This is a genomic window from Zooshikella ganghwensis DSM 15267, assembly GCF_000428585.1.
GTDB lineage: Bacteria > Pseudomonadota > Gammaproteobacteria > Pseudomonadales > Zooshikellaceae > Zooshikella > Zooshikella ganghwensis.
Map to the genome: position 1 here is coordinate 17,783 of NZ_AUAF01000053.1, position 11,526 is coordinate 29,308.

At 41.3% G+C, this 11,526-nt stretch carries 8 protein-coding genes and 1 pseudogene; 1 reads left to right on the forward strand and 8 read right to left on the reverse strand.

All coding sequences use genetic code 11. The features are described 5' to 3' along the window. From F607_RS29590 to F607_RS0113010, 8 genes are all read right to left on the reverse strand, one after another. Complete coding sequence (locus tag F607_RS29590) at positions 1-1,056, reverse strand: XrtA/PEP-CTERM system-associated ATPase (RefSeq protein ID WP_038291261.1); 1,056 nt, start codon at positions 1,054-1,056, stop codon at positions 1-3. Positions 1,057-1,068: 12 nt separating this feature from the next. Continuing rightward, complete coding sequence (locus tag F607_RS0112980; RefSeq protein WP_169719797.1) at positions 1,069-2,583, reverse strand: TIGR03016 family PEP-CTERM system-associated outer membrane protein; 1,515 nt, start codon at positions 2,581-2,583, stop codon at positions 1,069-1,071. Continuing rightward, positions 2,564-3,439, reverse strand: coding sequence for an XrtA-associated tyrosine autokinase (locus tag F607_RS0112985; protein WP_027708431.1), 876 nt, complete (start codon positions 3,437-3,439; stop codon positions 2,564-2,566). The genes F607_RS0112980 and F607_RS0112985 overlap by 20 nt, the downstream gene beginning before the upstream one ends. Positions 3,440-3,450: 11 nt before the next feature. Further along, positions 3,451-5,004 (reverse strand): XrtA system polysaccharide chain length determinant, encoded by a 1,554-nt coding sequence (locus F607_RS29595; protein ID WP_051311449.1) that lies wholly within the window; start codon positions 5,002-5,004, stop codon positions 3,451-3,453. Positions 5,005-5,029: 25 nt separating this feature from the next. Further along, the gene (locus F607_RS0112995; RefSeq protein WP_027708432.1) at positions 5,030-5,659 is read right to left on the reverse strand and encodes an XrtA/PEP-CTERM system exopolysaccharide export protein; all 630 of its coding nucleotides are present in this window, start codon (positions 5,657-5,659) and stop codon (positions 5,030-5,032) included. Positions 5,660-5,821: 162 nt separating this feature from the next. Then, positions 5,822-8,074, reverse strand: a complete 2,253-nt coding sequence (locus F607_RS0113000) for an efflux RND transporter permease subunit (RefSeq protein ID WP_038291262.1) — start codon at positions 8,072-8,074, stop codon at positions 5,822-5,824. After that, positions 8,074-10,269, reverse strand: coding sequence for an SPOR domain-containing protein (locus tag F607_RS0113005; RefSeq protein ID WP_157365463.1), 2,196 nt, complete (start codon positions 10,267-10,269; stop codon positions 8,074-8,076). Before F607_RS0113005 ends, F607_RS0113000 begins: the two co-directional genes overlap by 1 nt. Positions 10,270-10,275: 6 nt before the next feature. Next, positions 10,276-11,094, reverse strand: coding sequence for an outer membrane lipoprotein-sorting protein (locus F607_RS0113010; RefSeq protein ID WP_038291263.1), 819 nt, complete (start codon positions 11,092-11,094; stop codon positions 10,276-10,278). Between the two features lie 239 nt (positions 11,095-11,333). Here F607_RS0113010 and F607_RS29600 point away from each other — a divergent pair. Then, a pseudogene (locus tag F607_RS29600) lies at positions 11,334-11,526 on the forward strand (IS982 family transposase); the annotation flags it as partial.

Sequence of the window (11,526 nt, forward strand, 5' to 3'; positions counted from 1 at the left end):
TTATTTTTCGAGATTATTAACTAATTGTTTTAACGTGTTTAACCGGCTGGCTATAGCGATTTCCAACGATTCAATGGTATAACGAATATTTTGAATATTATTATCCGAGATTGTTGGCATACGCATGGGACGGCCTGCCTGTAAATCAGCAGGTGCTGATTGCAATATTTGACCGGTTGCCTGCAGTAAACCATGCGCCTCCTGCTGTATTTGTTTTACCGTCTCCTGATCATGCTCATCTGGCGTAATATCCTGCTGCATTTCTTCAGCAACCGATTTAACAATATCAGGGGATAACTCATGCAACTCTTCAAGATATCCAAACAACAATAGTCGATCACAAAACACATTGATTCTTCGAGGAACACCATTGGTTGCCTGGAAAATTTCATGGAAGCTTTCTTCAGGAAGCACAGGGTCATTATCCCAACCCACATACTTCAAACGATGAAGAATATAAGCTTCTGTTTCTTTTTCGTCTAAGCCACTTAAGTGGCAAGAGGCAATAACGCGCTGCCGTAATTGTTCCATACCAGGTGACTGTATGGTTTTACGAAACTCCTGCTGCCCCAATAAAAAACTTTGCAATAAAGGTTGATTGTTTACTTGAAAGTTGGAGAGCATCCGCAGCTCTTCAACCGAAGACTTAGGTAAATTCTGCGCTTCATCGACAACAAGTAAAACCCTTTTACCTAAACGTCCACATTCCCGTAAAAAGTCTTCAAACTGTCGTAAAAGAGCAGCCTTACTCATACCTTCATAAGGTAAGTTGAAGGCTGATGAGATCATCTTTAGCAGGTCATCAGCTTCAAGTGTGGTAGTGACAATATTGGCGGCAATTATTCGGCTTTGATCAAGCTCAGAAAATAAATTGCGAATCAGTGTGGTTTTACCCGTACCAATATCCCCGGTAATAATAATGAAGCCTTCTCCCTGACCTAATCCATAACGCAAATAAGACATTGCCCGACTGTGCCCTCGGCTACTAAAAAAGAACCGAGGGTCTGGGCTTAACTGGAAAGGCTTCCCTGATAAATTATAAAATGATTCGTACATCGTGCTGCCAATTTAGAATGTTTTCCTAACACTCACGCTTATACGATTTTCCGTATACTCATTCTCATCAATATTGCTTGACCGACGAGTTGAAGAAAATCGAATTGAACCATCAAGATCACGGCTTAGTCGCCTATGCAATCCAATGGATGCGCCAATGGTATCATTATCTGAGTCATCAGTGTCAAAATGAGACTCAGACCAGTCAACACCAAAATTGGCTGTTGTTCGCCTATTTAATGTCCACTGCCAGTCAAAATTTACGCCTTTGGTATCTTCATCTATGTCCCGACTTTGATACTGCCGTCGCTGCTGATAACCACCAAGCGTAATCTGACTTTTACCTCGCGTATAAATCCAGTCTAGTCGTCCAACCTTGTTGATAAAGTAATCATCTGTCAGAGAAGATACTGGGTTTTGTGCAAGGTCTCGAACTTCTTCATCAGGACCAGGTTGTTCGCCAGGATTACGCTCACGACAATCACTGGCATCACGCGTTCCCTGTTTACAAATGAAAACACCCTCATCAAGCAATACCTGGTCTCGAGTGCTTTGTTGAGACTCATTGTAACTAAGTACAAAAAGCGAGCGTTTTCGTCTGTGGCTAGCCCTGAAGCCGTAAGTGTCCCCATAATAGCGCTCACCAAATGAGGCTGAAATAGAGGTCAGTGCACTGGGTTGCCAATCACCACCAAGTATCCAGAAGGTTCCATCCGTATCATGACGAACGCTCTCAATATCATTATCCTGGCTTTCATAACCCAGTGTTAAATAGCTACTAAACTTTCGTGACCACCGATAACCCAGAGTGCCTGAATAACTTGTTAACTCTGTATCATTTTCAGTTTTGTAGTCAGTCTTTGAGTAATCATAATTCAAAGACCAGAAAGTGCGCTTTTGTGACGGCTGACTGGCAATAACAGCAGAAATACTATTCTGCGTACTATCACTTGAGCTGCTTGTATCCCCTGAATCATCATATTCAACTGAATTAAATGTATATCGAAGCTGAGCCTGAGCAACACTGCCTATACGCTGAACCCAATAAGGGCTTAACTCATAAGTGTAAACATCATCAATATTGCTTGAGCCACTGATATTATCACTTGAACCACCACGACTTTCATTTTTTAACTGTTGAGAAATTGAACTACGCGCATCGAAAAATAAATGATTCTCTAACAACTCAGACTGTAAAAAACCAGACATCTGATGTCGTGTTTCATCTGAGTTGGTATTTTCTAAGTAATGTAAACTTTGTAATGCATAATCAAAATTAAGTTTTAGTCGACTGCCATCACCAACAACCCGCACAGACGGCCTTATTTCCAAGACTTGATCACTCTCCTCATTATCATTGGATAAATTGATATTGTCTGAATAAGTATCCTGAACAGTTACAGCAGGCTGAATAGTCCACTGCGCACCAAATACAGACATTGAAGTAGAGAGCGTAACAACCAGAGAAACTGTAAAAACACATCTATAACGGACTAGGTTATGGGACTTATGTTCCGTAGTACCCATAATAATTCCCATCTTGTTTCTGCCTACTTTTATTAAGAACTAGCCCTATATTCATTGATGGATCTAAAAGTGAAAGTGCATCCTTCACAGTCTGTTGTTTTGTTACTCCTTCTTTAACCACCATCACAATTTGCCCGGCTAAAGTTGCTAAGATAGGAGCTTCTGTCGTATGAAGTAAAGGAGGCGCATCGAGGATTATCACCCGATCAGAATAGCGGCTGGCCATTTCAGACATCAAGTTTGACATACTGTCACTAGCCAGTAATTCATTTGTTAAATGGTGAGCAGTCCCTGCAGGAATGATATTTAAATTTTCAATATTCGTTTTATAAAGAATATCGGCAACATCATTAACTTCATTATTAAGATAGTCTAACAATCCAACATCCGTGGTTACACTCAGTGCTTGATTAAATGATGGGTTTATAACATCGGCATCAACTAAGACAACATTTCGGTCCCGTTCTAATGCGATACTTAAAGCCAAATTAATTGCATTGAATGTTTTACCTTCAGCGGGAGAACTACTGGTAACCATAATAAGATTACCATTTTTAATTTGTTCATCTTCCCGACCAAATGCTTTATTAAGCAACGGACGCTTGATTTGTCGAAATTGCTCTTTAATTAAAGACCGGTCTTCGTTTGGCAAAATGTAACCTTGCAATGCCAGATGGTCAAAAGAAATTTCAATTTCTTTATACGTCGTTTTTTTTATTGAGGGATCACCCTCAGTAGTGTTATCAAAAGGGTCACGCTGCTGATCGCTCGCATCACCCTCTTGTTTTAGCGTATCACTATACTCTTCTTGAAACTTTTGCTGATGTTTTTCTAACGCTTTCTGTATGGTGTCCATACCATCCGCCCTTAACTAGACAAGATGTTCATTTGTATAACCAGTACAAGCACAAAGCTTGCAACAAGTGCCGCCCACAATCCCATATACATAACGGTTTGTGTACGATAAACACGTTGCTCACCTTCACTTACCAAGTAGGTCACACTACCCAGTACTGGTAACCCAGTAACATCAGCCAATATTTTCTTATTGGTGAATGTTGGCCCAAGCATGGCAATAAAAATGGTAAACCCTGCACTCAGCCCCAAAGCAAGCACAAAAATAGCAGAAGACAGCAGAGGTCTGTTAGGACCTGATGGCTCTGCAGGAACGTGAGGAGGATCTATTTCTTTAAACTGGACATCATCTGTAGACTGTGATGCTTTTCGTGAGATCTGAGCAGACTCACGACGCGATAACAAATCTTCATACTTGCGTTTTGTTACCTGATAGTCTCTGTTGAGTGCTATCAACTCAGCTTCAATTTCAGGTATTGTATTTACCAGCTTACTTAACTCATCTACCTTTTCTTTGTAAGAGTCAACTCGTACTTGCTTGGCAGACACATCTGCTTCTAACTCAGATACTTGAATTTTTAACTGCTGATAAACACGGTTACCCTCTAAGGGAGTATCAGAGCCTGCATTCTTCTGTTTAAGTGCCGCGATCTCACTAGCACGCTTACTTTTCAGCATGGCTAATTGCTCACGAGCCGCAACTACATCAGGGTGCTGTGCTGTATACTTCAACAACAAGTTATCAAGCTGTGTTTCTAAGTTATCAATGCGTGCATCGTAACTTGATGCCAGCCCAACTGCTCGGTTGTTACCTCCCATTCCAAAACCAGGCTCTTCACCTTTTAATTGCTTCTGCAAAGAGTCCAATTTATTTTTCATTTCTTCCAGTTCAAGCTTGGCCGACTCATATTGCGATTTCGCCGCTTCCAAGCGCTGAAAGTAGTCACCTTCAGATGAAGGCATCATACCTGCATACTTTCGCTTAAATTCTTTAAGACGGTTTTCCCCCTGAACCAAGCGCTGCTCATACTCACGAATTTGCTGATCGATGAATTTTTGCGCTTTTATAGACTCTTCACGTGTTTCACCTAATGAGCCTTCTTTCAACACATCCAGAACAGCCTGAACAACTCGCTTAGCGGAAGCGGGGTCTGAACTCTGATACTCTATGGAGTAAACATTCTCTCGTTGCGATCCTTTAATTTCTATTTCTTTACGCAATCGATCAACTAATGAATCTAGCGCTTCAGGATTTGTCTCGTCCAGATCAAAGTCCAGGTCAGCCATTTCAGCAATCTTTTTGATATTAGGGCGACTAAGTAGCGTCCTCACCATCAAGTTGACCTGATTATCCATATTCGTTTGAACAGTCAAACCTCGTAATAAAGGTTTTAACAAGGTTTGTGTATCAACATAAAACCTTGCTGTTGCCCGATACTGATCTGGCAACATAAACACAGCTGCCCAGCCTATAACACAAATTACGGCCGCTATAAGCAAAACAATCCATCGTCGTAACCATACTTCCCTGAGATAAAAGATAACCAAACCAATTATGTCTTGCATAGCTGACTTCCTGTCTTACGCTTTATCAAAAGATTGCTTCAGGGATGATGATAACGTCACCAGGTAATACATCTGCATTAGCCGCGATCTCTCCATCTTTAATCAACTTTTCCAGCTTAATGTTGTACTGCTGATGCTTACCATCAACGACTCGAATTAATGTCGCTTTATCACCATCAGCAAACTCAGTAAGACCACCCACCGCAATCATAACGTCCAGAAGCGTCATTTTTTCACGATAAGCAATGGCTTGAGGTGAAGAAGCTTCGCCAACAATACGCACTTGTTCACTATAAGGGCCAACAAATCCCTTAACCAGAATAGTGACTATTGGATCACGAATATATTTTGATAATTCCTGTTCCAGCTCTCGAGCAACTGAAGCAGGGGTTTTACCACTTACTGAAATATCTTCAACCAGAGGGGTTGTTATTTTTCCATCAGGCCTGACTTGGACTTCAGTAGACAAGTCAGGGTTACGCCAAACAAAAATATCCAGTTGGTCGCCAGGGCCAATACGATAGTTATAACTGGCCGGATCAGTCGTAACAGGAATTTGTACGGCTGATGTCGGTAACGGTGGATAATCATGGGATGCGCAGCCAGCAACCGCTAGCACAGATAAAAAAACCGCTGCTTTTACATCCTTGACCATTGAGTTAAGCTCCATACCAGTGGGACAAGGTGAACACATTGTATTCAAAACTGATTATTATGCACGCCGAAATCCGTGAATTAATGCATATTCACTAAAATTTCATGCGATAAAACACATTAGCTAAGAAGGAACACTAAATAACTATAGTCGTAAACAACTTCAACGCCAGTGTTTAGTGTATTCTGTCATAATAAGAAATGCAGGCATGAGCAGTAGGTCAAAAAATAACGCAGTGATTAGACCAACTGCCGTCAAAAAACCAAAATGAACTGTTGGCTGGAAGTAAGAGAACGTTAGTACTAGAAATTGAAAGCTCAAAATAATGGTTGTGACCATAACGGCACTACCTGAGTATTGATAGCTTCGATAAATCGCTAAGATCTTGCCAATCCCTGCCTGACGACGACGCTGATAGCCATAATATAGGTGTATCGTATCATCTACTGCAATCCCAACGACAACACTGGCAATCATTGCTGTCGCCATATCCAACCATAACTGCGTCATCCCCATAACAATAAACATGACCAGTGCTGGTGTAGCATTCAGTAATAAGGTTAGACCTGTCGCATACCAGGTTTTCCATAATATAGCCATCATTAACATAATCAGTAGCAGTGCACCAATTAAGCTATAAAGCTGTCCTTCTATTAACAGCACCTCCTGATCTTCAAACAGCTTTCCGTAGCCATTAATGGTCCACTGATACTCATCAGACATATTCTGCTGGACAATCTCAGCGACCTTATTAACCACATGACGAATATCCCCTGAGCTATGAACATTCAAGTTCAGCAACACACGGGTACGGTCAAACTCTCGGTTCACAATTTCATATAAGTCATTACCATCATATAAAAGTAAATACTGATTGATCAGCGCTTGTGAATCTGGAATGACTAAGAATTCTGGCTTTTCTTCATTAAAGCCCCAATGCATTTGTTGTACAAAATCAACGACTGACTGAGCCTTATCAACTTCAGGCAATGCTTCAATGGTTTCTTGAACAGTCGCCAACTGTTGTAAAAAAGCTACTTTCTTTATTGCATCACGCTGTTCTCCATCGAAAACCACTTCTAAAGGTGTTACACCGGACAGTTTGTTTTCAACCTGTTCCGTTGCCATAGTGATAGGATGATCTTTGGCAAAAAACTTTAATAAATTAGTTTCAACCTTCACATCCCATAAAAAAGGAATCCCCAAAGCCATCAAGACAATAAATGTTGCTATCACCCATCCTGCTCGACGAATTGAAAGCCTCGCAGTCCCCATAACCAGTCGGCGTAAAACACGCATCAGACCGTGCCGCGAAGGCCAGTCATCAGTATCATAAGCCTCAAAAATGGGAGGCAATATAAAAATAACAATAATAAAGCCCCAAACCAGACCAATTGCTGCAAAAATTCCAAAGAATGTAATCGGCGGGATAGGACTTAAGCCTAAAGAAGACAAACCTGCTGCTGTCGTAATCACGGTGAAAAGAGCAGGTTTTCGAATTTCATGTAACGCCTGTCGTACACGCTGCTGTCCAACATAACCATAGCCTGCAGCAATACGCAATCCATTAAAAAAGTGCATGAGTACTGCGATCATCAATGCCGAAAGCAGTGAAGGAACCATACTTGCAATTAGTGTATAAGGGTATTGAAAGATTAAAAATAAAAGTAATGTGAAATTTACAACAGCTCCCATCACTAAGGCTGCAATGACAACCGCAAGCCAGCGCCGAAATAATAAGTAAATTAAGAGTAATCCTAACCCCATAGTAATAGGTACAAATAGTGTTGTATCCCGCAGCATTGAGCGTAATTGATAAACCTCCAGAGGAACAGGCCCAGCAATCGACTGCTTAGCCGCCATAAGGATGGGATATTCCGAAAGTGCTTGCTGAACGATATCCATCACTTCAATACGTTGCCGAGTATCTTCTAGCCTGATTGGCCTGACAATCATCGCTAAAGCATCCATCGATTCAGACACCAAAGCGTTGTGCGCAAACGGATCTGCCAACATATATGGCATTCTTTGGTCATGTGGCACTGACAACAGTCGCTGTGAATCCATTAAAGGCAGTACTTCAAACCCATCGGCGGTACCTGCAATATGATCCACAGAGGTAACAGAAATAACCCTATCTACTAAAGGATGCGCTTTAACTTTATTGACTACCGTCTCCAGCGCCTTAATAAACGCATCAGAGGCAAGCTGTTTTCCCTCAAATAACACCACCATTACCTGATCTTCGGGAAAGTTTTCCCGAAGTTGCCGACTAAATTGGACACTCGGCTGACTAGCAGGCAAATACTGTTCTGGCGCATTATTAACAGCAAGTTTGAGGAGAAATAATGGAGGGACAAGATTAAATAACACCAATAACAAAAAACTAAGCTGCGCCCAACGACGCACACTCATCAGAACTCACCCCGCCAGCCAAAGTTAATTATGGTGTTATTCTTATAATATCCACCGTAACTGCGTGGGCTACCATCAAACAGATGGGCTGCCCAATAAAACTCATGAGGTTCCCAGCCTAAAAAGGCAATTTCTGATGAAATAAAGTCATCATGCAGATTAAGTCCATGGTTAAATCGCATACGCCAGCGCCAACGGTTATTGGCATATAAGCCTTCATATTGGCCATTAAGATAATATAAACGTTTACGATCAATAAGCTTATCATCGGTATCTAAATAACTACCAACCAACTGCAAGTTCAACCGATCATCGCCATCACCTGGATAAAACTCTCCACTAAACACCCAATCGTAACTCGGATAATTATTTACGCTTAAATCAACTTCAGTAGCAGGTCGATCAGATGAATAAGCTCCTTCAAAACGCCAGGTAATGTCTTTATAAATAAACGCAAGGTCTCCACCAACAATCCAGGTATAGGGGTGTATTTCCAACCAGGTATCATCACTTTGCGCTATGGCAGAGTAAGGATCAAAGGGGTTTATTAACAGTGACTGCCTCACCGGCTCACTAAGTTGATAATAAGGAAAGGAACGGCGAATACGCTGTGCTGTAAGAGAGTAATCAAAACCTTCCGCTTTTTGGCTAAAGCGCATACCCGCTCCACCAGAGCCCGATTTTTCCCGATGAATATGCCCTTCTTGAACAAGCACTTGTTGCACAGGATTAGGGGCAAAGCCAAAGAGTGTACCCCGAGCTTTGTTTGCTACCGCCCAAATATGTTCATCATCTGGAATCTCTGCCGGTCGAAACCAAGGCATCCATAGTACATCCCATTTACTATCTCCCCTAAAGTACTCCCAACGTATCATGGGGTAAGCCCGGTGGCGATCCTGCCAGCGTGGCACTATGCCTTGCGTTAAATCTTGCACACTCACTTGATCAGTGGGTGCAACTTCATCAGCAATGCCCCACAGAACAATTTGTGAACCCAACGTTAACCGATAGTGATCCGTTCTGTAGCGAATGTAGTTTTCAGCGTAATCCAATGAAAAATCAGAGCGCGAGATATCTTCCTGCTTACTGGCATCAAGCCGTAGCCCTGTTTTAACTTCCCACTGGTTTGACCATTGATATTGAAGGGTTGCCAGCGCCAAACTGTAAAAATAATAATCTGATAATGATTTTGAGCGTGGTAAACGTCCACCAGAGACATCAAGTTTTAAACTTGGATCAAACGCACTTGGTGTACCAACATCTAAATCAGCTAATGTCTCCTGATCAATGACTATTTCCATATCACTATCAGCGACAACAATAGCTTCATCAGCAGCAGGGCCAAGCTCAGCAGCAACTATGATTTCCTCGCTTTCTTCATCGACAATGATCGACTCACTCAATTCCTCCTCTGAACTAACCGTTAGCTCCTCGTCGCTTTCAATAATTATTTCCTCTTCATGACTACTATCAGCTGTTAATGCTGAGTCAGCTGACTGCTCAACAATAATTATCTGCTCATCATCTTCATCCAAAGTAACAGCCTCCTCCTTAGAGGAAACAATTAATTCCCTCTCACCCTCTTCCTTGGGGGCTGAATGGGTTACTATTATTTCATCTGATGTTGGAGACGAAATCACTTCAAGCGTATCATCTACCATCTCCTCTGAAGCCAATACTACTTCATTAATGGGTGATGGCTCGTTATTATCCACAATTTCAGTAGTAGCGGTTTTTTGCTTGGGAGAATGCAAAGTTACGACATATAAAGTTTGAAAATACGACTTTTGTTGTTGAACTTGATTGGAATAACCTAACCGATGCAACTGTGAAGTATAGGCAGACAAACGTTGCTGATCACTATAAACACCAACTCGAATTAAAAACTGACTCGATGAAAAATCAAGTGTCACTATAGCGGGCATGCCTTGGTGTTGTAGTTTTTCAGCATGACGACGAGCACTACGTTTATTGTAATAAGGCCCAATAAATAACTGAGTTTGCACCCGTTTCATACGCTGAGTGGTGATGTTAGTTCTCACTCCAAGGTTGCGCGACTTTTCAACTTCACTTAGGGCTTCACTTTCTGTCAAAAAGACGCGATAAGGCGGTAATGTAGCTTCTGCCCAAAGCATCCCCCCAGCCCCAAAAACAGTGCAACCTAACAGTATTCGGCATGTGGTGGTTAACAACATAAAACATTATTTTTTTGTTATCGATGATGGTCTAAAAGCAACTTCCTTGGCAGGATCTTCCAACGTTTGAGTGGTAAATAAAGAATCAGGTAAATTCTGGTCATACGCAATATGCTTTATACGCATCACTGTGCTATGACCTGTTTTTAAATCTTTAACGACAGACTCCATGACTGTCCAATATCCTTGCTTCTTGGCTAACTTATTAACTGTAAGCCGCTTTATCGGCTGGCTTCCGCCTTGATAATAGTCAATGCGAAGTGCAGTAAGTGAAGGCCGGTGAATCCAGCTGAGACGTTTACTATAAACTGAGTCACGAGCATTTTTAGGTATACTTTCTAAAATTGTCGTGGGTAGCTTATTAATAACTTCTTCACCTAATATTTTATGTTGATCTTTTGTATAAATACGATTTTGTAAATCTTCATAAAACAAATCGGAACCGACAAAACGTCCCCCTTTTCGGCTTGAAGCAATTTTACGCACACGCTTTAAGGCAGGTAAAAACACCCACTGTTGACTATCTGCACTTTTTTCATCCCGTGTTAATAGCCCTGTCCCTTCAATATCTTTTGGTGAGGTGAAGCGAATTAATGACCATATATCATAATAACTTTTATCTTTACCATATGAGTACAACGCTCTCACACGTGGCTTATGGCCTGCTTCAGTCAACACCATATAACCAAAACTGGCGCGATCCTTACCATCAGGTCGGTCGTACAGCTGCTTGGCTAACTGCAATGCATCATTACTTGATGCTCCATAAACAACACTTGTAGTACCTGTACAGACAATAAATACTAAACAACTTATAAACTTCATAAATAAATCCAGGTAAATATGCCTACAAAGAAAAAGTATAGATTCTTTACACGTAATGTGTAGCCAAACAGACAGCATATAATTTATATATTCAGATAAAACTATAAATATCACTCAAAAATCATAATCAGTCATTAGGTATTATAAAATATAACGCGATGCTCGACTTTTATTAGTTTGAAATGACAACCCCTGACCCCAACCTTTGTTTTGCCGAAACAAATTCAAAGGGACAGGGGATGTCAGTAGAAGAGTTTATCATAGCAGTTTATTGCTGGGTTGATGATACCTTTAATGATTTACTTAAAGGCCAGCGATTACGTGAACGAGGGACTATGCCTTCCCTTTCTGATCCTGAAGTGATTGCAATGGAGCTCATCGGCGAGTTTTTTGGGCTAGATGAAGATACACATATCTGGCGGTATTTTCGCG

Coding starts and splice junctions, on each gene's coding strand:
- F607_RS0113010 (WP_038291263.1), bottom strand. CDS start 11,094: ATGAAGTTTATAAGTTGTTTAGTATTTATTGTCTGTACAGGTACTACA.
- F607_RS0112995 (WP_027708432.1), bottom strand. CDS start 5,659: ATGGTCAAGGATGTAAAAGCAGCGGTTTTTTTATCTGTGCTAGCGGTT.
- F607_RS0113005 (WP_157365463.1), bottom strand. CDS start 10,269: ATGTTGTTAACCACCACATGCCGAATACTGTTAGGTTGCACTGTTTTT.
- F607_RS0112985 (WP_027708431.1), bottom strand. CDS start 3,439: ATGGACACCATACAGAAAGCGTTAGAAAAACATCAGCAAAAGTTTCAA.
- F607_RS0112980 (WP_169719797.1), bottom strand. CDS start 2,583: ATGGGTACTACGGAACATAAGTCCCATAACCTAGTCCGTTATAGATGT.
- F607_RS29590 (WP_038291261.1), bottom strand. CDS start 1,056: ATGTACGAATCATTTTATAATTTATCAGGGAAGCCTTTCCAGTTAAGC.
- F607_RS29595 (WP_051311449.1), bottom strand. CDS start 5,004: ATGCAAGACATAATTGGTTTGGTTATCTTTTATCTCAGGGAAGTATGG.
- F607_RS0113000 (WP_038291262.1), bottom strand. CDS start 8,074: ATGAGTGTGCGTCGTTGGGCGCAGCTTAGTTTTTTGTTATTGGTGTTA.